Annotated in this window: 22 protein-coding genes and 1 pseudogene; 13 read left to right on the forward strand and 10 right to left on the reverse strand. The window is 72.1% G+C overall.

Features of this window, described 5'->3' with window-relative positions; translation table 11 throughout:
* Positions 1–160 precede the first annotated feature (160 nt).
* The 7 genes from EAD89_RS10360 (at position 161) to EAD89_RS10390 (ending at position 7,166) form a co-directional block, all read left to right on the forward strand.
* Complete coding sequence (locus EAD89_RS10360; RefSeq protein WP_121675544.1) at positions 161–1,468, forward strand: ABC transporter substrate-binding protein; 1,308 nt, start codon at positions 161–163, stop codon at positions 1,466–1,468.
* Between the two features lie 70 nt (positions 1,469–1,538).
* A complete protein-coding gene (locus EAD89_RS10365; RefSeq protein WP_121675545.1) occupies positions 1,539–2,531 on the forward strand; it encodes a carbohydrate ABC transporter permease in 993 nt (330 codons plus the stop codon).
* On the forward strand, positions 2,528–3,361 hold the full coding sequence (locus EAD89_RS10370; protein ID WP_121653571.1) for a carbohydrate ABC transporter permease: 834 nt from the start codon (positions 2,528–2,530) through the stop codon (positions 3,359–3,361). The genes EAD89_RS10365 and EAD89_RS10370 overlap by 4 nt, the downstream gene beginning before the upstream one ends.
* The gene (locus tag EAD89_RS10375; protein ID WP_121675546.1) at positions 3,358–4,770 is read left to right on the forward strand and encodes a GH1 family beta-glucosidase; all 1,413 of its coding nucleotides are present in this window, start codon (positions 3,358–3,360) and stop codon (positions 4,768–4,770) included. Before EAD89_RS10370 ends, EAD89_RS10375 begins: the two co-directional genes overlap by 4 nt.
* A 19-nt stretch (positions 4,771–4,789) precedes the next feature.
* Positions 4,790–5,797 carry a LacI family DNA-binding transcriptional regulator gene (locus EAD89_RS10380; protein WP_121675547.1) on the forward strand — a complete coding sequence of 336 codons (1,008 nt, stop codon included), beginning with the start codon at positions 4,790–4,792 and terminating at the stop codon, positions 5,795–5,797.
* 57 nt (positions 5,798–5,854) lie between these two features.
* Positions 5,855–6,268 (forward strand): RidA family protein, encoded by a 414-nt coding sequence (locus EAD89_RS10385; protein ID WP_121653568.1) that lies wholly within the window; start codon positions 5,855–5,857, stop codon positions 6,266–6,268.
* A gap of 1 nt (position 6,269) precedes the next feature.
* Positions 6,270–7,166, forward strand: coding sequence for a GNAT family N-acetyltransferase (locus tag EAD89_RS10390; protein ID WP_121675548.1), 897 nt, complete (start codon positions 6,270–6,272; stop codon positions 7,164–7,166).
* A 276-nt stretch (positions 7,167–7,442) separates the two neighbouring features.
* Here EAD89_RS10390 and EAD89_RS10395 read toward each other — a convergent pair whose 3' ends face one another.
* The gene (locus tag EAD89_RS10395; protein ID WP_121675549.1) at positions 7,443–7,958 is read right to left on the reverse strand and encodes an O-acetyl-ADP-ribose deacetylase; all 516 of its coding nucleotides are present in this window, start codon (positions 7,956–7,958) and stop codon (positions 7,443–7,445) included.
* A gap of 1 nt (position 7,959) precedes the next feature.
* Entirely contained in the window at positions 7,960–8,751 is a 792-nt protein-coding gene (locus EAD89_RS10400) for an EI24 domain-containing protein (RefSeq protein WP_121675550.1), read from the reverse strand.
* 203 nt (positions 8,752–8,954) lie between these two features.
* On the opposite strand from EAD89_RS10400, the gene EAD89_RS10405 reads away from it, so the two are divergent.
* Genes EAD89_RS10405 through EAD89_RS10425 form a run of 5 tightly spaced genes read left to right on the forward strand, consistent with a single transcriptional unit; the run spans position 8,955 to position 13,519 of the window.
* Positions 8,955–9,863 (forward strand): ABC transporter ATP-binding protein, encoded by a 909-nt coding sequence (locus EAD89_RS10405; RefSeq protein WP_121675551.1) that lies wholly within the window; start codon positions 8,955–8,957, stop codon positions 9,861–9,863.
* A gap of 11 nt (positions 9,864–9,874) precedes the next feature.
* A complete protein-coding gene (locus tag EAD89_RS10410; protein ID WP_121675552.1) occupies positions 9,875–10,609 on the forward strand; it encodes an ABC transporter permease in 735 nt (244 codons plus the stop codon).
* A 10-nt stretch (positions 10,610–10,619) separates the two neighbouring features.
* On the forward strand, positions 10,620–11,891 hold the full coding sequence (locus EAD89_RS10415) for a sensor histidine kinase (protein WP_121675553.1): 1,272 nt from the start codon (positions 10,620–10,622) through the stop codon (positions 11,889–11,891).
* Positions 11,888–12,529, forward strand: a complete 642-nt coding sequence (locus tag EAD89_RS10420; protein ID WP_121653561.1) for a response regulator transcription factor — start codon at positions 11,888–11,890, stop codon at positions 12,527–12,529. Before EAD89_RS10415 ends, EAD89_RS10420 begins: the two co-directional genes overlap by 4 nt.
* A 21-nt stretch (positions 12,530–12,550) precedes the next feature.
* Positions 12,551–13,519: a YafY family protein gene (locus EAD89_RS10425; protein ID WP_121675554.1), complete on the forward strand. Its 969-nt coding sequence runs from the start codon at positions 12,551–12,553 to the stop codon at positions 13,517–13,519.
* Here EAD89_RS10425 and EAD89_RS10430 read toward each other — a convergent pair.
* The 6 genes and pseudogenes from EAD89_RS10430 to EAD89_RS10455 all read right to left on the reverse strand — a co-directional run.
* The gene (locus tag EAD89_RS10430) at positions 13,510–14,424 is read right to left on the reverse strand and encodes an SDR family oxidoreductase (RefSeq protein WP_121675555.1); all 915 of its coding nucleotides are present in this window, start codon (positions 14,422–14,424) and stop codon (positions 13,510–13,512) included. The two genes, EAD89_RS10425 and EAD89_RS10430, sit on opposite strands and share 10 nt — an antisense overlap.
* Positions 14,425–14,497: 73 nt before the next feature.
* Complete coding sequence (locus EAD89_RS10435) at positions 14,498–15,235, reverse strand: alanyl-tRNA editing protein (protein ID WP_121653559.1); 738 nt, start codon at positions 15,233–15,235, stop codon at positions 14,498–14,500.
* 11 nt (positions 15,236–15,246) lie between these two features.
* Complete coding sequence (locus EAD89_RS10440) at positions 15,247–16,134, reverse strand: alpha/beta fold hydrolase (protein WP_121653558.1); 888 nt, start codon at positions 16,132–16,134, stop codon at positions 15,247–15,249.
* A complete protein-coding gene (locus EAD89_RS10445) occupies positions 16,131–16,445 on the reverse strand; it encodes a DUF2516 family protein (RefSeq protein ID WP_121653557.1) in 315 nt (104 codons plus the stop codon). The genes EAD89_RS10440 and EAD89_RS10445 overlap by 4 nt, the downstream gene beginning before the upstream one ends.
* Positions 16,446–16,516: 71 nt before the next feature.
* On the reverse strand, positions 16,517–17,227 hold the full coding sequence (locus EAD89_RS10450) for a hypothetical protein (protein WP_121675556.1): 711 nt from the start codon (positions 17,225–17,227) through the stop codon (positions 16,517–16,519).
* Positions 17,228–17,361: 134 nt separating this feature from the next.
* A pseudogene (locus EAD89_RS10455) lies at positions 17,362–17,856 on the reverse strand (helix-turn-helix domain-containing protein); the annotation flags it as partial.
* Positions 17,857–17,970: 114 nt separating this feature from the next.
* On the opposite strand from EAD89_RS10455, the gene EAD89_RS10460 reads away from it, so the two are divergent.
* The gene (locus EAD89_RS10460) at positions 17,971–18,768 is read left to right on the forward strand and encodes an alpha/beta fold hydrolase (protein ID WP_121675558.1); all 798 of its coding nucleotides are present in this window, start codon (positions 17,971–17,973) and stop codon (positions 18,766–18,768) included.
* 228 nt (positions 18,769–18,996) lie between these two features.
* Here the strand turns inward: EAD89_RS10460 and EAD89_RS10465 are convergent, their stop codons facing one another.
* Together EAD89_RS10465 and EAD89_RS10470 are read right to left on the reverse strand one after the other, a co-directional pair.
* On the reverse strand, positions 18,997–19,956 hold the full coding sequence (locus EAD89_RS10465) for an asparaginase (RefSeq protein WP_121675559.1): 960 nt from the start codon (positions 19,954–19,956) through the stop codon (positions 18,997–18,999).
* Between the two features lie 94 nt (positions 19,957–20,050).
* Positions 20,051–20,878 (reverse strand): 3-keto-5-aminohexanoate cleavage protein, encoded by an 828-nt coding sequence (locus EAD89_RS10470; protein WP_121675560.1) that lies wholly within the window; start codon positions 20,876–20,878, stop codon positions 20,051–20,053.
* Positions 20,879–20,897: the final 19 nt, after the last annotated feature.

Consider the following 20,897-nt stretch of genomic DNA (forward strand, 5'->3'; position numbering starts at 1 on the left):
CGGGGTGGCGCCCTCGGTCGTGTCGGCGTCCCAGGGTCACAATCCGCATCGATGAGAGAGCGCTCTCTTGACAGCGCGCGGGTGACCCACCAACCTGTCGTGAGAGCGCTCTCTTGGCCATTCGCCACCATCCGACCACCTTGAGAGAGGTCCGAATCCCATGGCTGTCTTCCCGCGCCGCCGCCTCGCCGCGGTGGCCCTCGCCGCCGCCACCGCCCTGCTCGTCACCGCCGGCTGCGGTGGCGGTGACGAGGCGGACGGGGACGGGCCGGTCACGCTGACCGTCGACGTCTTCGGCCAGTTCGGCTACGAGCAGCTCTACCAGCAGTACATGGCCGCGCACCCCGACGTGAAGATCGTCGAGCGCGGCACCGGCACCAACCTCGACGAGTACTCGCCGAAGCTGACCCAGTGGCTCGCCGCCGGTCGAGGCGCCGGCGACGTGGTGGCCATCGAGGAAGGTCTGATGGTCGAGTACAAGGCGAACCCCGGCAACTTCGTCAACCTGCTGGACCACGGCGCCGCCGACCTCAAGGGCAACTTCCTCGAATGGAAGTGGAACGCCGGGCTGACCGCCGACGGCAAGCAGCTGATCGGCCTCGGCACCGACGTCGGCGGCATCGCCATCTGCTACCGCAAGGACCTCTTCGCCAAGGCCGGCCTGCCCACCGAGCGGGACGCGGTGTCCCAGCTCTGGCCCACCTGGCAGGACTACATCGCCACCGGTGAACGGTTCGTCGCGGCGAAGACCGGGGCTTCCTTCCTCGACGCGGCGACCAACACCTTCAACACCATCCTGCTGCAGACCGCCGGCAACACGAACGGCTACAGCTACTACGACACGAGCGGCAACCTGGTCGTCGACAGCAACCCGGCCGTACGGCAGGCCTGGGACACCACCATGGACATGATCGACTCGGGCCTCTCCGGAAAGTACGGCTCCTGGTCCGAGGAGTGGGTTTCCGCGTTCAAGCAGTCGAAGTTCGCCACCATCGCCTGCCCCGCCTGGATGACCGGGGTCATCGAGGGCAACGCCGGCCCGGCCGCCAAGGGCAAGTGGGACATCGCCAAGGTTCCCGGCAACGGCGGCAACTGGGGTGGATCGCACCTCGCGGTGCCCAAGCAGAGCAAGCACCAGGCCGAGGCGATCGAGCTGGCCAAGTTCCTGACCAGCTCCAAGGGCCAGATCGGGGCGTTCAAGGCCAAGGGCCCGCTGCCCTCCTCGCCGCAGGCCCTCGACGATGTGGCGATCACCGGAGCGACCAACGCGTACTTCTCCGGAGCCCCGGTCGGCACGATCTTCGGCACCGGCGCGAAGAGCCTGAAGCCGGTCTACATGGGTCCCAAGAACCAGGCCGTCCGCACCGAGGTGGAGAACGCCGTACGGACCGTGGAGCTCGGCCAGCGGAACCCCGAACAGGGCTGGACCGACGCGGTGACCAACGCGAAGAAGGCCGCCGCCAAGTAGCCCGAACCAGCGTGCGGGCGGGCTCCGGCGACCGGAGTCCCGCCCGCACTGCGGAAAGGAGTTCCCGGGCATGACCGTCCAGCTCGACGCCCGCCCGCCGGTCGCACCGGCACCGGGCAGCCACCGCCAATCGTCGGGCCGGCTCAGCCGCCTCGACACCCGACTCTCGCCGTACCTCTACATCGCCCCGTTCTTCCTGCTCTTCGCGGTCTTCGGGGCGTACCCGCTGGTGTACACGTTCTGGGTCTCACTGCACGACTGGGATCTGCTGGGCACCGACCATCCGTTCGTGGGCGCGGAGAACTACACCCAGCTGCTGGCCGACGTCGACTTCTGGCACGCGGTGGTCAACACGCTGGGCATCTTCGTCATCTCCACCGTCCCGCAACTGCTCGCCGCGCTCTGGCTGGCCAACCTGCTCAACCGGGGGCTGCGGGCGCGCACCGGCTGGCGGATGGCGGTACTCGTCCCGAACGTGACGTCCACGGCCGCCGTGGCGATCGTGTTCGGGGTGCTCTTCGGCCGCGAGTTCGGAATGATCAACTGGCTGCTGGACCTGGTCGGGCTCGACCCGATCGCCTGGAAATCCGACCGGGTGGCCTCCTGGGTGGCCATCTCCGCCATGGTCGACTGGCGCTGGACCGGCTACAACGCGCTGATCCTCCTGGCCGCGATGCAGGCCATCCCCCGCGACCTGTACGAGGCGGCGGCGATCGACGGCGCCAACCGGGTACGGCAGTTCTGGTCGATCACCGTGCCACTGCTCAAGCCGACGATCATCTTCTGCGTCATCGTCGCCACCATCGGCGGGTTGCAGCTCTTCACCGAACCACGGCTGTTCCATTCCGGCACCAACCCGATCCGGGGCGGACCGCTGCGCGAGTCACAGACCGTGACCATGTACATGTTCGAGAACGCCTTCGCGCCGCACTACAACTTCGGGTACGGCTCGGCGGTGGCCTGGCTGCTCTTCGCGCTCATCGCCATCGTCGCCGCGGTCAACGTCCTGGTCCTGCGCCGGCTGGGCGGCGGACCGGGCACCAAGAAGGGAGCGGCCCGATGAGCCGGCTCTGGCGGGCCAGCCCGCTCACCTACCTGGCCCTGGTGGCCGCCGCCGGGATGTCGATCTTCCCGATCTGGTGGATGTTCGTGGTGGCCAGCCGGTCCAGCGACGCGATGGGGCAACTTCCGCCGCCGATCACCCCGGGTGGCAACCTTGGCGCCAACATCTCCCGCCTGTTCGACAACACCGACGCATACTTCCTGACCGGCCTGATCAACTCGACGATCGTGGCCGGCACGGTGACCGTCTCGGTGGTGTTCTTCGCCAGCCTGGCCGGCTTCGCCTTCGCGAAACTGCGGTTCCGCGGCCGCAACGCGCTGCTGCTCGTGGTCATCGCGACCATGATGGTGCCGACGCAGCTCGGTGTGATCCCGCTGTACATGCTGATGACCCGGCTCAACTGGAACGACCGTCTGCCGGCGGTGATCGTGCCGGCGCTGGTCACCGGGTTCGGCGTGTTCATGATGCGGCAGTACGCCGGCCAGGCGGTCAGCGACGAGCTGATCGAGGCCGCCCGAATGGACGGCTGCGGCACCGCCCGGACGTTCCTGCACGTGGTGCTGCCCGCGCTGCGTCCGGCCGCCGCCGTGCTCGGCCTGCTCACGTTCATGACCACCTGGAACGACTTCCTGTGGCCGTACGCTGTGCTGAACGACCCGGCGAACCCGACCGTGCAGCTCTCCCTGCGGGCGCTGTCGGACGGGTACTACCAGGACATGTCGCAGGTCTTCACCGGGACGGCCATCGCGACGCTGCCCCTGCTGCTGGTCTTCGTGCTGTTCGGCCGGCAGATCATCGGCGGGATCATGGAAGGTGCGGTCAAGGCGTGAGCGAGCGAACCAGCAGGCGCAGCAGCGAGGCGGCTGAAATCCGGTTTCCCGAGCACTTCCTCTGGGGCGCGGCCACCGCCGCGTACCAGATCGAGGGCGCGGCCCGGGACGACGGACGCGGCCCGTCCATCTGGGACACCTTCAGCCGCACGCCGGGCAAGGTGTACCAGGGCCACACCGGCGACGTCGCCTGCGACCACTACCACCGGTACGCCGACGACGTGGCGCTGATGGCCGAGCTGGGGTTGCGGGCGTACCGGTTCTCGGTCGCCTGGCCCCGGATCCAGCCGGACGGCACGGGCCCGGCCAATCCGCGCGGGCTGGACTTCTACGACCGGCTCACCGACAAGCTGCTCGCACAGGGGATCGACCCGATCGTCACCCTCTACCACTGGGACCTGCCGCAGACGCTGGACGACCGGGGCGGCTGGACCAACCGGGACACCGCCGAGCACTTCGCCACGTACGCCACGGCGGTGTACGCCCGCCTCGGCGACCGGGTGGACGTCTGGACCACGCTCAACGAGCCCTGGTGCTCGGCGTACCTCGGCTACGGCAACGGGGTGCACGCCCCGGGCGAGCAGGACCCGGCGGCGGCCTTCACCGCCGTACACCATCTGCTGCTCGGGCACGGCCTGGCAGCGTGGGCGCTGCGCGCGGCCGGCGCGCGCAGCGTGGGCATCACCCTCAACCCCGCCGACGTACGGCCGGCCGACCCGCAGAGCGCGGCCGACGCCGCCGCGGTCCGCCTGGTCGACGGCCTGCACAACCGGATCTTCCTCGATCCGCTGTTGGCCGGCGGCTACCCGGACGACGTGCGGGAGCACGTGGCGCGCATCGTCGAGCCGACGTTCATCCGGGACGGCGACGAGAAGCTGATCGCCGCCCCGATCGACCTGCTCGGAATCAACTACTACTCGCCGAGTTACGTCGCCGGTCGGCCCGACGGCGCGGGCAACGGCGCGTACCCGGGCACCGAGGGCGCGGTGCACTTCCTGCCGGCGGCCGGACCACTCACCGACATGGGTTGGATGATCGAGCCCGCAGGGCTGACCCGACTTTTGGAGCGGATCGCCACCGACTACCCCGGTGTGCCGCTGCTGATCACCGAGAACGGCGCGGCGTTCCCCGACAAGCCCGGCGGCGACTCGCCCGACGGACCGGGGCAGGTGATCGACACCGACCGGATCGCCTACCTCGACGGACACCTGCGGGCCGCGCACGAGGCGATCTCCCGGGGCGTGGACCTGCGCGGCTATCTCGTATGGTCGTTCCTGGACAACTTCGAGTGGGCGGAGGGCTACCGCAAGCGGTTCGGGATCGTGCACGTCGACTACCTGACCCAGCGGCGCACACCGAAGGCCAGCGCCCGGTGGTACCAGGAGGTGATCTCCCGGAACGGGCTGTGACGAGCGGGGGGAAGTCGCGATGACGACGGCGCAACGGCCGACGCTCGAGGCGGTGGCGGCGCGGGCCGGGGTTTCCCGGGCCACCGTCTCCCGCGTGGTCAACGGCTCCACCACCGTCGCTCAGCCCATCCGGGAGGCGGTCAACCGGGCGGTCGCCGAGCTGGGGTACGTGCCCAACCTGGCCGCCCGCAGCCTGGTCACCCAGCGCACCGACTCGATCGCCCTGGTCATGCCGGAGGCGGCCACGCGGGTGTTCTCCGACGACCAGGTCTTCCCCGGCATCATCCGCGGGGTCAGTCAGGAGCTGGAGGCGGCCGACAAGCAGCTGGTGCTGATGCTGGCCGGCTCGCCGGCGGGGCACCAGCGGGTCGAGCGGTTCACCACCGGACGGCACGTCGACGGCGTGCTCTTCGCCTCTCTGCACGGCGCCGACCCGCTGCCCGGCACGCTCGCCCGGCTGGGCATCCCGGTGGTGTGCAGCGGCCGGCCGCTCGGCGACGTGCCCGTGCCGTACGTCGACGTCGACCACGTCGGCGGGGTGACCGCGGCGGTCCGACACCTGATCGACGGCGGTCGCCGCCGGATCGCCACCATCGCCGGGCCGCAGGACATGGTGGCCGGGATCGAACGGCTCACCGGCTACCGCACCACGGTCGCCGCCGCCGGGCTGCCCGAGCTGATCGCCGTCGGCGACTTCACCCGGGAGTCCGGTGCGGCGGCGATGCATCGCCTGCTCACCGAGTACCCCGACCTGGACGCGCTCTTCGCCGCCTCCGACCTGATGGCGCACGCCGCTCTGCGGACGCTGCGCGAAGCCGGCCGGCGGGTGCCGGAGGACGTGGCGGTGGTCGGCTTCGACGACATCGAGACCGCCGCGTACACCGAGCCTCCGCTGACCACCGTCCGGCAGCCGATCGTGGAGATCGGCCGGCGGATGACCCGACAGCTGCTCCGGCTGGCCGCCGGCGAGACCATCGAGCCGGCGGTCATGCTCCCCACCGAACTGATCCGGCGCGCGTCGGCCTGACCGCTCGCCGCGGTTAATGCGTCGCCTCGGCACCCCATCGTCGTTAGCCTCGCCGGCATGCCGGATCCCGTCGCGTTGCTGCACGTGCCCGCCCTCTCCGATGTCGCCGAGTACGCGTACGCGGCCACCGTCGAGCCGCCCGCCCGGCTGGTGTTCACCGCCGGCGCGTGCCCGCTCGACGCGGAGGGTCGGACCGTGGCCCCCGGCGACCACGCCGCGCAGGCCCGGCAGGTGATGGCGAACCTGGAGACCGCACTCGCCGCCGCCAGCGCCCGGCTGACCGACGTGGTCAAGACCACGGTGTACGTCGCGTCGTCCGAGCAGGCGGATCTCGTGAAGGCCTGGGAGGTCGTCCGGGACTCCTTCGGCGACCACGACCCGCCCAGCACCCTGCTCGGCGTGGCCGTGCTCGGCTACACCGACCAGCTCGTCGAGGTCGAGGCCGTCGCCGCCGTACGGATGGGGGCCTGAGATGCGTATTCGTGTCGCGCGGCCCGACGACGCCCCGACCGTGGTGGCGCTGCGGGCAATGGTCTACCCGTACCTGGTGCGCGGGGTGGAGTCGACCCGAAAGATGATCACCGAACCACCACCGGAGGACGGCTGGGCCGCCTTCGTGGCCGAGGTGGACACCCAGGTGGTCGGCTGGGTGTCCGCCCAGCGCCCCGGTTGGACGTCGACGCCCGGCTTCGGTGACATCGCGCTGCTGCACGTCCACCCGGAGCACCGGCGACGCGGGATCGGCACGGCGCTGCTGACGGCCGCGACCGAGCATCTCACCCCGCTGGGGGTCCGCCAGGTCCGCGGCTGGGCGCAGCCGGACGCGTTGCCCTTCGCGCGGCGGCACGGTTTCCAACCCAGCCGCGAGCTTCGCTACTCCGCGCTCAGCCTGGATCCGGCGCCCGCGCTACCCGATCCGCCGCCGGGCGTACGACTGCGCCCCATCGCCGAACTGGACCCGTACCTGCTGTACCAGGCCAACGCCGCCGCGTCGGTCGCCGAGCCCAGCGACGTGCCGATCGACGCGGTCAGCTATGCGAGCTGGCAGTACGACGTCTGGGAGAACCTCGGCCTGGACAAAGCAGCCAGCACCGCCGTCGAGGTCGACGGGGAGGTGGCCGCGTTCAGCCTCGTGAAGCGGGACGGGGACCGGATGTGGTCGGACTACACCGGAACCATCCCGGCGTACCGGGGTCGGGGGCTGGCCCGGCTGGCCAAGACGGCCGCGCTGCACCGGGCCGCCGCCGGTGGCGTCCGCGTCGCCTACACGTCGAACGACGAGGCCAACGCGCCGATGCTGGCGATCAACGCACGGCTGGGCTACCGGGCGGTCGCGGCCCAGTGGTCCTGCCTGGCCGAGCTGACCTGATCGCCGGTCCCTCTCGCTGCGGCCCGACGGCCCACCGACAACCCCACGGCGAGCGGCCCGACCAGGTCACACGTCCGTGGCCGGGCCAGGCGACCTCACCGGACCACACGCCCCAATGAGCTCGATACCTGTGAGTCATAAATATGACTCACAGGTATCGAGCTCTTCAGGACAGGTCCAGCCGCGACCTACTTCTCATCACCCGATCGAGGCGGAGCGGCCGAGCGGCGGAGCGGCCGAGCGGCCGACCGGCGGAGCGGCCGGCGACGGGAACGGTCAGGTGGCGTCGAAGACCTGGCGGGCTACCGCGAGGGTGTCGGCGCCGAACAGCACCAGGCGGGCCTCGGTAACGGTGACCGGCTCTGCCGAGCGCAGCACCGACAGCGCCTGGCCGACGGCGTCGTCGACGGGCCAGCCGTAGATGCCGGCGGAGATCAGCGGGAACGCCACGCTGGTCGCGCCCAGCTCGTCGGCCACCCGCAGGCTGTTGGCGTAGCAGTCACGCAGCAGCGCGGAGCGGTCCTCGGTGGCCGACCAGACCGGTCCGACGGTGTGGATGACCCAGCGGGCCGGCAGCTCCCCGGCCGTGGTCGACACCGCCTGTCCGGTGGGCAGGCCCCGGCCGTACCGGGACGCCCGCAGCGCCCGGCACTCGGCCAGGATGGCGGGACCGCCGCGGCGGTGGATGGCGCCGTCGACGCCGCCGCCGCCGAGCAGGGACGAGTTCGCGGCGTTCACGATGGCGTCCACCCGCTGGGTGGTGATGTCCCCCTCGACGAGGGTGATCTGCATGTCAGCGCTCCTCGATGGGCTGGCCGAGCGAGCGACGGGCCAGCAGGGTGGCGCCGGCGACCGCGGCCGGCATGATCAGCACGGCACCGAGCGGGATCAGGAAGCAGAGGAAGACCGCCACTCCGAAGCCGAGCGCGGTGGATCGGTCGGCCTTGAGGATCGACCGGCGCTGCGGCAGCCGCATGCCGCGCCGGTAGAACGGCGCGCCGACCAACTCCACGGCGAGGAACCAGCCACCCACCGCCGCCCCGATCACCGGAACGACCGTCTGGCCGATCACCGGGATGAAGCCGGCGAAGAAGAGCGGGATGCCGACCAACGCCGTGAGGGCCACCAGTCGTACGGAGTCGGCGAGGCTACGACGCAGCGACGACCAGAAGGGCACGTCCACCGACCCCGGCGTGCCGCCGTACCGTTCCTCCACCCGCTCGGAGATCTTCTCGTAGAACGGGTCGCCGATGACCAGGGTGACGGCGGTGAAGCTGACCACGGCGAGCAGCCCGCCGAGGCCCAGGAACGCCAGCCCGGCGATCACCCGGACCAGGCTGCGGGCGGTGCTCGACCAGTCGTCGGCGAACGGGGTGACCAGGGCGGCGATGTCGTCCACGAAGTACACGAGGGTGGCGAACGCGGCCACGAACAGCACACCGGAGATCAGCGCCGGCACCATGCCGAGCAGCATCAGTTTCGGGCTGCGCACGTACAGGCCGAGCCCGCGTAGGAGCAATCCGACACCGGTGAAGAAGCTTCCGACGTTGCCCGTCACCGGACTGGCGATTCTGCTGGCGTCCACGACCGAGCAGCCTAGCGATCAGTACGGACCGCCGCCGGGCGGCGCGTTGACAAGAGGCCCTTCCCCGCACATCAACCGGTTGGTGGATCTTCGGGGTCAACCGCCGTCCCGGCAGATCACCAACGGCTGGTCGATCCGCCGCCGGGCTGCCGCCGCCAGGCTGGACAGGCACAGGGACAGGTACAACGGCGGAGGGCGGCGCGATGCCGGTCATTGAGGTGACCAGTCTGCACAAGCGGTACGGCGACCTGGTGGCCGTGGACGACGTGTCATTCACGGTGGCGGCCGGGGAGATCTTCGGGGTCCTCGGCCCGAACGGCGCCGGCAAGACCACCACGGTGGAGTGTGTCGCCGGGCTCCGTGTCCCCGACAGGGGCGGGGTGTCGGTCCTCGGGCTCGACCCCCGCAGGGACGCGGCCCAACTCCGCCAGCGGGTTGGCGTACAGCTCCAGGAGAGCCAACTGCCGGACCAGCTGCGCGTCGCCGAGGCGCTGGAGCTGTACGCCTCGTTCTACCGCGACCCGGCCGATCCGGCTGGCCTGCTGGACAGGCTGGGTCTGGGTGACAAGCGGAACACCCCGTACAAGAAGCTCTCCGGCGGTCAGAAGCAGCGGCTGTCGATCGCGCTGGCGCTGGTCGGCAACCCGAGCGTCGCGATCCTGGACGAGTTGACCACCGGGCTGGACCCGCAGTCCCGGCGGGACACCTGGGCTCTCATCGAGCAGATCCGGGACAGCGGCGTGACGATCGTTCTGGTCACCCACTTCATGGAGGAGGCCGAGCGACTCTGCGACCGGGTGGCCGTGATCGACCGTGGACGGGTCGTCGCACTGGACAGCCCGGCCGGCCTGGTGTCGGCGGTGCTCCCGGAGCAGCGGGTCCGGTTCCGGCCGTCCGCCCCGGTGGACGACCGGCTTCTCACGGACCTGCCCGAGGTCATCGCCGTACACCGCACCGGAGGTCAGCTCGTGGTGACCGGCACCGGTGACGTGCTGCACTCGGTCACCTCGGTGCTCGCCCGCAACCAGATCATCGCCGCGGACCTGCGGCTGGAGCAGTCCACCCTCGACGACGCGTTCGTCGAGCTGACCGGGCGCCGGCCCGCCGTCTGAGGGAGAACGACATGCACGCCTTCGGGCAGATTCTCAAGATCGAGACACGACTCTTCCTGCGGGACTTCGGCTCGCCGGTGACGACCGTCGCTCTGCCACTGGCGCTTCTGCTGGTGTTCGGGCTGATCCCGGCGCTGCGCGAGTCGGATCCGCAGTTCGGCGACCTTTCCTTCATCCAGTACTTCGCACCCTCGCTGCTGGTGATCACGCTCGCCATGTCGGCGGTGAACATCCTGCCCACGGTCCTGGCGACCTACCGGGAACGTGGAGTGCTGCGCCGGCTGGCCACCACCCCGGCCAGCCCGGCCGCGCTGCTGGCCGCCCAACTGGTCATCTCGCTCGCCACCATCCTGGTCAGCGCCGCACTGCTCATCGGGGTCGGCCGGTTGGCCTTCGACGTACCGCTGCCCCGGCGTCCGCTGGGCTTCGCGCTGGCCCTCGTCCTCGGTACGGCGGCCCTGCTGGCGCTGGGCCTGCTCGTGGCGGCGGTGGCGCGGACGACCAAATCGGCGCAGGCACTTGCGGTGCCGTTGTTCATGGCGGTCATGTTCTTCGGCGGCGTCTACCTGCCCCGGTTCCTCCTGCCGGACTTCCTGGTCCGGATCGGCGACTACACGCCACCCGGGGTGCAGGCGCTGCTCGACGCCTGGACGGGGACGTCGCCACACCCGCTGCACCTGGGGATAATGGCGGTGGTCGCGGTGGCCGCCGGCGCGACCGCCGCGAAACTCTTCCGCTGGGAGTGAGCAACAACCGATGACCAGCACCGCGGAACAGGTCGACCGGCTTGCCGTCTGGGAGGCGCGCGAGGCGAGCGTCTACCGGGTCGCGCCCTTCCTCGGGCTGCTCGTCGGGACCGTGCTGGCGCGCTTCGCGCCGGCCCCGGGCAGCCTGCCGTTCCCGCCGACCCTGGGCGTCGCCCTGGCGGCCGGCTGCTGGGTCGCCTGGTTCATCACCCTGCACCCGCAGTGGATCACCCGGCGGGCGCTGATGGCGGCCTATTACGTCGGGCTGCTCGCCTTCAGCGCCGTCCTGGTAGTGGCCAGCCCGTGGTACGGCTTCTTCGCCTGGGTCGGCTTCGTGCACGCGTTCGTCGCGCTTTCCGGTAGGTGGCGGTTCGCCGGGGTGGCGGTGACCGGCGTGCTGGTCGCCACCGCGCAGAGCGCAGGTCCACCCGACTCGGCGGCGCACTGGCTGCTCTGGTCGGTGCTGGTGCTGTTCAACGCCGGGGCGGCCGGTGCGGTGAGCTGGTTCGGCACCGTCACCGAGCGGCAGAACGCCAACCGCAAACTCCTGGTGGAGGAGCTGGCCGGGGCGAACCGGAGGCTCGCCGACACGGCCCGGGAGAACGCGGGGCTGCACGCCCAACTGCTCACCCAGGCCAGGGAGGCCGGCATGCTGGACGAGCGCCAGCGGATGGCCCGGGAGATCCACGACACCCTGGCCCAGGGATTGACCGGCATCATCACCCAACTTGAGGCGGCCGAGCAGACCCGCGACCGCTCCGCCGACTGGCGTCGCCACGTGGACAACGCCCTCGCCCTGGCCCGGGAGAGCCTCACCGAGGCCCGCCGCTCGGTGCGGGCGGTCCGCCCGGAGCCGCTGGAGACGGCCCGGCTGCCGGACGCCCTCGCCGAGTTGGGCGGGCGCTGGTCGGCCCTCAACGGGGTGCGAGCGGAGGTCGCCACCACCGGCACGCCTCGCCCGCTGCATCCGGAGGTCGAGGTGACCCTGCTGCGGGCCGCCCAGGAGGCGTTGGCCAACGTGGCCCGGCATGCCGCCGCGTCGCGGGTCGGGCTGACCCTGTCGTACATGGAGGACATGGTCACCCTGGACGTCCGTGACGACGGGACCGGATTCGACGTCACCAACCAGCCGACACCCCGGGAGCCGGGCGGCGGGTACGGGTTGACCGCCATGCGGCAGCGGGTGGTCCGGGTCGGCGGCGAGTTGGCCGTCGAGTCCGAGCCGGGCGTCGGCACCGCGATCTCGGCCTCCGTGCCCGCCCTCGCCGGGAGTGCCGGATGACCGGACCGGTCCGGCTGCTGATCGTCGACGACCATCCGGTGGTGCGGGACGGGCTGCGCGGCATGTTCACCGGCGACCCGGGGTTCGACGTGGTGGGCGAGGCCGCGGACGGGGCCGAGGCGCTGGCCCTGGTCGCGACGCTGCGTCCGGACGTGGTGCTGATGGACCTGCGGATGCCCGGCATGGACGGGGTGACCGCCATCGGACGATTGGCCCGCTCCGGCAGCGCCGCCCGGGTGCTGGTGCTCACCACGTACGACACGGACGCGGACGTGCTGCCGGCGATCGAGGCGGGCGCGACCGGATACCTGCTGAAGGACGCGCCCCGCGAGGACCTCGTCCGAGCGGTACGGTCCGCCGCCCGGGGCGAGTCCGTTCTCTCGCCCAGCGTGGCGGGCCGGCTGATGGGTCGGCTGCGCGCCCCGGCCGAGGAGCCGCTCAGCCAGCGCGAGCTGGAGGTGCTCGTCCTGGTGGCCCGCGGCGCTTCCAACCGGGAGGCGGCGGCGCGGCTGTTCATCAGCGAAGCCACCGTCAAGACGCACCTGCTGCACGTCTACGCCAAGCTCGGGGTCAACGACCGGGCGGCGGCGGTCGCCACCGCGTACGACCGGGGGCTGCTGACGCCCGGCGGACGGTGATCGGCCGGGCAGGATGGGCGGGTGCGCGCCTCTCGACTGATCTCGTTGCTGTTGCTGTTGCAGGCCCGCGGGTCGATGACCGCGGGCGAGCTGGCACGGGAGCTGGAGGTCTCCGAGCGGACCGTCTACCGGGACGTGCTGGCGCTCTCCGCCGCCGGGGTGCCGGTCTACGCGGACCGGGGTCGGGCCGGCGGGTACCGGCTGCTCGGCGGCTACCGGACCCGGCTGACCGGGCTGACCCGGGACGAGGCGGAGGCGCTCTTCCTCGCCGGTCTGTCCGGGCCGGCCGGCGACATGGGCCTTGCCGACGCGGTCGCGGCCGCCGAGCTCAAGGTCCTCGCCGCGCTGCCGCCCGCCCTGCGGGATGCCCCGGCCCGCGCCGGGCAGCGATTCCACCTGGACGTGCCGGGCTGGTTCCGGGAGACCGAACCGCCGCCGCTGCTCACCGAACTGGCCCGGGCGGTCTGGCGGGACCGGGTGGTCCAACTGCGCTACCGGCGTGGTGACCGGGAGGTGACGCGCCGGGTGCGGCCGTACGGTCTGGTGCTCAAGAGCGGTGTCTGGTACCTGGTCGGAGGGGTTGGCGACGACACGCGCACCTACCGGGTGGACCGGGTGACCGGGGTCGAGGTGGGCGAGGAGAGCTTCGAGCGGGACGAGGGCTTCGACCTGGCGGGGTACTGGCGCGAGCAGGCCGGGTCGTTCCTGCGGACGATGCTGCGGGCCGAGGTCACCGTCCGGCTCAGCCCGGCCGGCCTGCGCCAGCTCCGGCACCTGGTCGATGCCCCTTTCGTGTACGACGAGGTGGTCGCCGGCGCCGACGGGCCCGACCGGCAGGGCTGGGTGAGGGCGCGGCTGCCGGTCGAATCCGTCGGGGTGGCGTACCACCAACTGCTCGGGCTCGGCCCCGAGGTCGAGGCCCTCGATCCGCCCGAGCTGCGGGAGCTGTTCGCCGAGGCCGCCGACCGGTTGCGCGCGCTCTACCGGTAGCCGGTGACGTCGGCCGGCTTACCGGCGTCGACCACCTCGGTGATGTACCGGAACGCTTCCGGCTGGCTGCCGTCGACGTCGGTGAACCCGTACACCTTCGAGAGCGTGCCGGCGTCGACGGACATGCCGTTCCAGCGGGCCTTCTCCTCGTCCGCGGCGAGCGCGGCCACCGCGCGCCCGACGAAGGCCGGCGTCTCGGAGATGAGGAAGTGCGGGTCGGTGGCCGCCCCGTCGCGCCAGTTCTCCTCGGTCACGCCGAAGTGCTCCAGCATGGCCTCCGAGCGGATCCAACCGGGGGTGAGCGCGACGGCGGTGCAGCCGTGCGGCTTCAACTCGTGTGCCTGGCTGAAGCCGAGCCGGTTGACCGAGGTCTTGGCGAGGTCGTAGAAGACCGACAGCCGGTAGTTCTCGTCGTTGTACTCCTTGGTGCCGTCGCTGATCTCCACCACCAGGCCACCGGGCTTGCGGATCAGCAACGGCAGCGCGAAATGGCTGGTGATGATGTGCGTGTCGACGGCCAGCCGCAGGGTGCGGAACCCGGCCTCCAGTGGTTGCTCCCAGACCGGCTTCTCCCAGGTGACCAGCGGGTCGCCACCCCAGATGTCGTTCACCAGCACGTCGAGGCGGCCCTGCTCGGCGTCGATCCGGGCGACCAGGTCGCGGACCTGCTCCGGCACCAGGTGATCGACCTGAACGCCGATGCCGGTGCCGCCGGCCGCGCTGACCAGCTCGGCGGTCTCCTCGATGGTCTCCGGTCGGTCCATCTCGGAGCGGCCGGCCCGGGTGCTGCGACCGGTGGCGTAGACCGTGGCACCGGCCGCGCCGAGCTGAACGGCGATCTGCCGCCCGGCGCCACGGGTGGCACCGGCGACGAGCGCGATCTTTCCTGTGAGCGGTTGTGTCATGCCTGCGACGCTGTCAGGAATACCTGACAGCCGCCGTCCGAATTCTTGAAAGAACTGGTGGACGGTGGGGCGGTCAGTCCACGAGCCGGACGCGGACCCGACGGTTGGCCCGGCCCTTGCTCTCCACCTTGACCACCTGCACCTTGCCGATCTGGGCGGTGGACGCGACGTGGGTGCCGCCGTCGGCCTGCACGTCCAGCCCGACGATGTCGACGATCCGCACCTCCTGCTCGTCCGGCGGGATGAGGTTGGACTGGGTACGGATGATGTCCGGCAGGGCGAGGGCCTCGGTGCGCGGCAGCACCCGGACGGCGACCGAACGGTCGGCGGCCACCTCGGCGTTGACCAGCTCCTCGATCCGGCTCTTGAAGTCGGGTGGCACCTCGGGGAGGTTGAAGTCCATCCGGGCCTCCCCCGGCTCCATCGAGTTGCCGGTGACCAGCGCGCCGAAGTCGCGGAACACCACCCCGCAGAGCACGTGCAGCCCGGAGTGGGTGCGCATCAGACGGGTGCGGCGCTCGTCCTCCACCGCGCCGACGACCTCGGTGCCGGCCGGCGGCAGCGGGTCACCCTCGGCGGGGATCAGGTACGGGTCGTCGCCCTTGCGGGTGCCGACGATCCGGGTCTGTACGCCCTGCCAGAGCAGCACGCCGTGGTCCGGTGGCTGCCCGCCGCCGCCCGGGTAGAACGCCGAACGGTCGAGCACGATGCCCTGCTCCGGGTCGGCGTGCAGGACCGTGCAGGTCCACTCGCGCAGGGTCGGGTCGGCGAGGTCCAGTCGGTGGGTCCGGCCATGCTGTGTGACGCCCATGGCAGGGCACGTTACTCGTTCAAGAAGCCGGAGATGCGCTCGCGCAGATCGGCGCGTTCCGTCCAGAGCACGCCCGGCCGGTCGTACACGTGCAGGGTGGCCTGGGGAAGCGCGGCGGCGAGCTGCTCGGCGACCTCGACCGGATGCAGGTCGTCGCCCGCACAGCCGATCACCAGCGCCGGCGCGGTGACTGCGGACAGGACGGTGGCGTCGCGCAGTGGCGTCTGCTCCGGCAGGGTGGCCAGACCATCGGCCAGACCGTCGCGGAGCAGCTGGTCGAGCCGCTGCCGCAGGTACGACCAGCCGGCCGGAGTGTTGCGGACCGCCGTCGGCAGCTCCAGCGAGACCACGTCGGCGACCGCCGAGGCGTCGCCGCTCTCGACCGCCTCCAGCAGGTCCGTCACCCGTTCCCGGGCGACCGGGCCGCGCGGCTGGTCGAGCACGGCCGGCAGGAAGAAGACCAGTTTCTCGAAGCGCTCCGGGCTCTCGGCCAGCAGCCGGCAGAGCGCCCCCGCGCCGAGGCTCGCCCCGAACGCCCGGCTGGCTCCGCCGAGATCCGCGACGGCGCGCAGGTCCCGGGCCAGGTCCAGGTAGTTCCACGGGCCGGCCGGCGCGTCGGAGCGACCGTGCCCACGGAACTGGAAGAACACCTTGCGGCCGGTCACCCCACTGCCGAACGGGCGGGTGGTGGCGATGCCGTTGCCGAACCCGTGCGCGAACACGGTGACCGGATCACCGGTGCCGGTGACCAGCCGTTCCAGCCGTACGCCGTGCGGGGTGGTGACCAGCTCGGTCTCCGGCTCCGGCAGCGCCGGCCGACCGGTACGCGGCCCACCCGGGCCGGGCCCCCAGGTGCGGGGACCGCCGTCCGGCGGCGGTGGCCAGCGGAAGCCTCTCACCAGAACCCTTTACCGTCGCTCAGGTCGCGCAGGCCGACCCGGACGTCGAGGAGATAGATGAGACCGGCCGCGATGCCCACGAGTCCGAAGAGGCTGATCGGGCCGAAGCCGAGCAGGGTCAGCACGAGGCAGACCGCCAGGATGGCGATCCAGCCACCCTTGGGCAGGGTCCCGATGGCGGGGAAGGCGTCGGAGCGCTGCGTGACGGCGTGCACCAGGGCGACGCCCTGAACGATCAGCGCGAAGACGAGCAGAATCAGCTCGATCACGTCACGGACGGCGAAGGCGAAGATCGGCGCGGCGTTGGCCATGCCGGCAAGCTTATGTCGACGACCCCGACTACGTCCGACAAGGACGCCGTCGGGGTCGTCAACACCACGAACTACTCGGCCGCCGGACGGGTCCGCTTGGTGGCCCGGGGCAGCTTCGCCGACGGGGTCGCGGCGGGCTTGGCGGGCTTGGCGGCCTTCGGGGCCCGGGCGGCCTTCTTCACGGCGGCCGGCTTGGCCTCGGCGATCTCGGCCACGTCGGCCGGGGTCGGCACCTCGGCCGGGGCGGTGGCCTCGACCGGGGCGGTGGCCTCGACCGGGGTCGCGACCGGCGTCACGGCCTGGGTCGCCTCGATGTCGGCGTTGACCGTCTCGGCGGCCTCCAGCACGCCGGCGCCGACGACCCGCTCGCCGCGGGCGACCAGTGCGCCGTACGCGGCGAACGCCCGCTCCTGGGCGGCCTGGGCACCGGCGACGACCACGGCGGCGTTGCGGGTCGCGGCGGCGCGCAGCCGGTCCAGGTCGGCGACCTCGCGCAGCTTGGCGAGATCGGTCGACTCGCGCAGCTTGTCCAGGTCCAGCTCGGCCTGGGCCCGGCTACGCAGGCTATCGGCGGTCTCGTTGGCGGTACGCAGCGTCTCGGAGGCCTTCTGGCGCAGCTCGAAGCCGGTCAGCACGGCCCGGCCGCCCAGGTCGGCGACGACCCGGGTGCCCAGGACGCCGACCACGGCCGGCAGCTTGCGCAGCTGCTCGAGGGCCAGCTCCCCGGCGCCGGCAGCGGCGTAGATCGGGGCGGGGATGCGGTTGGTCTTCGGCTCGGTCATGACGTCTCCTCTTCGGCCGCCTCGGCGGCCTTCCGGACCGCCGGACCGGCGGCCTTCTTCTCGGGGGTGCTGGTGCTGGTCGGGGCGGGCGTGGTGCCCGCCTCGGTGACGGCGACCGACTCGAGCACGGCCTCGGTCGGGGTGCCGCCCGCGGTGGTGGGGCCGGTGGCGGCCAGGTTGGCCACATCGGCCGGTTGATCGGCGACGTCAGTCGGGGTGGTCGCCTCGGCCGCGCCGCCGGAGGTGTCCGACCCGGCGCCCTCGGCGGCGGCCCTGGCCTCGGCCAACCGGGTGTTCTCCCGACGGAACGTCTCGTAGATCTGGCTGAGCGACTGTTTCTGGGCCATCGTCAGGTCGGGGTCCACCGCGATGGCGGCGAGCACACCGTGGCCCTCCTTGTCGTCCAGCAGCCCGGCGCGCAGGTACATCGCGGGAGTGGAGACCCGCAGCGCGCTGGCCAGCTGCTGGAGCACCTCGGCGCTGGGCTTGCGCAGGCCGCGCTCGATCTGGCTGAGGTACGGGTTGCTGACCCCCGCCTGCTCGGCGAGCTGCCGCAGCGAGATCTTGGCGTTGCGCCGCAGATCGCGGATGAACCCGCCGACGTCGGGGAGGTCCTTCGGTGTGGCCATGAGGGCGACGCTAACCGCCGTTGCTAACTCTTGCAAGCAAAACGCTAGCCAGAGTTAGCAAGGTCTCAGCAACCCGCTTGCACGCGGCTCGCGGGGTTCCGTACCGTCCGTCCCGTGCACAAGATCACAGTCAACGGAGCAGTCATCGCCTACGACGAGGCCGGCACCGGGTCGCCCGTCGTGCTGCTGCACGCCGGCATCGCCGACCGGCGGATGTGGCGGGGTCAGCTGTCCGCGCTCGCCACCCGGCACCGGGTGATCGTCCCGGACCTGCGCGGCTACGGCGATTCCGAGCTGCCACCGACGCCGTTCGCTCATCACGATGACGTGGCGGGCCTGCTGGACGCGCTCGACCTGCCCCGAGCCGCCCTGGTGGGCTGCTCCTTCGGCGGGTCGGTCGCCATCGACACCGCGCTGGCCCACCCGGATCGGGTGAGCGCGCTCGCGCTGTTCGACTCGGCGGTCTCCGGCAACGAGTGGTCCGAGGAGGCCAACGACCTCTGGGACGACCTGGTCGGCGAGGTCGACCCCGACGACTTCGCCGCCGGGGCGGCCGGCGAGGTGCGCTTCTGGGTGGTCGGCCCGGGTCGCCAGCCGGCCGACGTCGACCCCGGGCTGATCGCGTTCGCGCAGGAGATGGATCAGCGCGCGCTTGCCGCCGAGTCGGCGCTCGGCGCGGTGGAGGTGGGCGAGCTGACGCCGCCGGCGATCGGCCGTCTCGGCGAGCTGCGAGTGCCCGTCCTGGTCACCGCGGGCGCCGCCGACGTGCCGGACATCAGCCGCCTCGCCGACCGGATCGCCGCCGAGGTGCCCGGCGCGGTACGCCTGCCCGACGTGCCGGACGCCGGGCACCTGCTGCCGCTGGAGCGCCCCGAGGCGGTCAACGCCGCCCTGCTCGACTTCCTGAGCTAGCCGCGCGGAGCGGCCCCGACCGCGCCTCGGACGGCGGCGTCAAGGGGCCGAGAGCCCGGCATCATCGCGCCCGCCAACAGACCCGCCACGAACCGACGGGCCTGACGCCGCGACGAGCGCTATACCTCAGAGTCATATTTGTACCTCTGAGGTATAGCGCTCGATCCGGAGTTGGCCGGCGCGCGGCCGGCCGGTGGGCGGGCCAGCGGGTGGGCGGGCCGGCGGCGGTCACCAGAGCGGGCGGATCGCGCCGACCGGAACGCCACCGCCGAAGAGCGGCCCCTCGGCATACTCCGCCAGCACCGGGGCGTCCACGCCGAGCCGACGCAGCGCGGAGACCAGCACCGGCATCCTGGCCCGGTCGGCCCCATCGTCGATCTTCAACGCGACGGCGCCGACGCCCGGCAACCCCACCGCGATCACGCCCTCGGCGCCGACCTTGGCCAGCAGGCCCGGTACGCCGCGCATCAGCCGGGTGTCGTCGGCCCGGGTGCCGCCGACGATCTCCGGGTGGGCGCGCATGGCATCGGCCACCGCGCGCGGCGCCGAGCCGGGCTCGGCGTCGACGAGCCGGAGGTACGCCCCGGCCAGGCCGGTCAGGGACACGGCGAGCACCGGAGCCCCGCAGCCGTCCACGCCCACCGCCGCCGCCTCCTCGCCGGTGAACTCCTCGATGGCCGCCCGCAGTCGCTGCTGCAACGGGTGCTCCGGCCGCCAGTAGCCGTCCAGCGGCCACCCGGCCGCCTGGCAGGTCAGCAGCATGCCGCTGTGCTTGCCGGAGCAGTTCATCTGCACCCGGGTCGGGCCGCCTCCGGCGCGCAGCACGGCCTCGCGGGCCGCCGCGCCCACCGGCAGGTCGGGCGGGCAGTGCAGGGCCGAGGCGTCCAGCCCGGCCCGGTGCAGCAACGCGCCGACCCGAGCCAGGTGGAACTCCTCACCGGCGTGGCTGGCCGACACCAGCGCCAGGTCGGCCGGGTCGGTCAGCGGCAGGCCGGCGCGGAGCATCCCGATCGCCTGCATCGGCTTGCTGGCCGAGCGGGGGAAGATCGGTGCGGTCACGTCCCCGGCGGCGGCCAACGGCACGCCGGCGGCGTCCAGCACCACCACCGAGCCTCGGTGCATGCCCTCGACGAACCCGGAACGGACCACCTCGGCGAGCGGCGCGCCGCCCTCGTACGTCTTTCCCACGTGCTGGACGGTACCGACGGTCCGAGGGTGCCCGTCGGCGGGGTGACCTGGTCGTCCACCGCCCGGGTGACAGGGGCGCTGGACAGGCCCGGCCTTACAGCCCCAGCAGCTCGCGGGCCTCGGCGGTGGTCAGCGGAGGGCGCTGCGCGAGCTGGGCGAAGCCGACCGCGCGGGCGACCAGCTGCATGTTGGACTCCACCGGGCGGCCCTTGGCGTACGTCACGGTGTCCTCCATCCCGACCCGCAGGTGTCCACCGGTCGACAGCGAGGCCAGCAGCACCGGGATGGTGCTGCGGCCGATGCCGGTGGCCGAGAAGGTGGTGCCCTCGGGCAGGTCCCGCAGCATCCGGTGCGCCGCGACCAGCGTCTCGGTGGTGCCCGGCATGCCGCCCGGCACACCCATCACGAAGTCGACGTGCACGTGCCCACCGGCCGGCGGTCCGTACTTGCCGAGCAACCGCTGCAACGCGGACAGGTGGCCGAGGTCGAAGATCTCGTACTCCGGCACGATCCCGCGTTCCTGCATCCGGGTGTGCAGATCGACGATGAACTCCCACCGGTTGAGGAAGACGTCGTCGCCGAAGTTGACCGTGCCCATGGTGCACGAGGCCATGTCCGGCCCGGCGTCGAGCACGGCGAGCCGGGAGGCCTCCGGATCGGTCACCGCGCCCCCGGAGGAGAGCTGCACGATCAGGTCGGTGCTCTCCCGCAGCGCGGCCACCGTCTCCCGCAGGCGCACCGGGTCGAGGGTCGGCCGGGCGGCGTCGTCGCGGATGTGGACGTGGATCACGGCGGCGCCGAGCGCCTCGCACTCCTTGGCGGTACGCACCAGCTCGTCGAGGGTCACCGGCAGCGCCGGCACCTCCGCCTTGGCCGACTCAGCGCCGGTCGGGGCCACCGTGATCAACGTCCCTGTCGTCATGGCGGCGATCCTAGACGGC

Origin of the sequence: Micromonospora sp. BL4 (assembly GCF_003667505.1) — a bacterium.
GTDB lineage: Bacteria > Actinomycetota > Actinomycetes > Mycobacteriales > Micromonosporaceae > Micromonospora.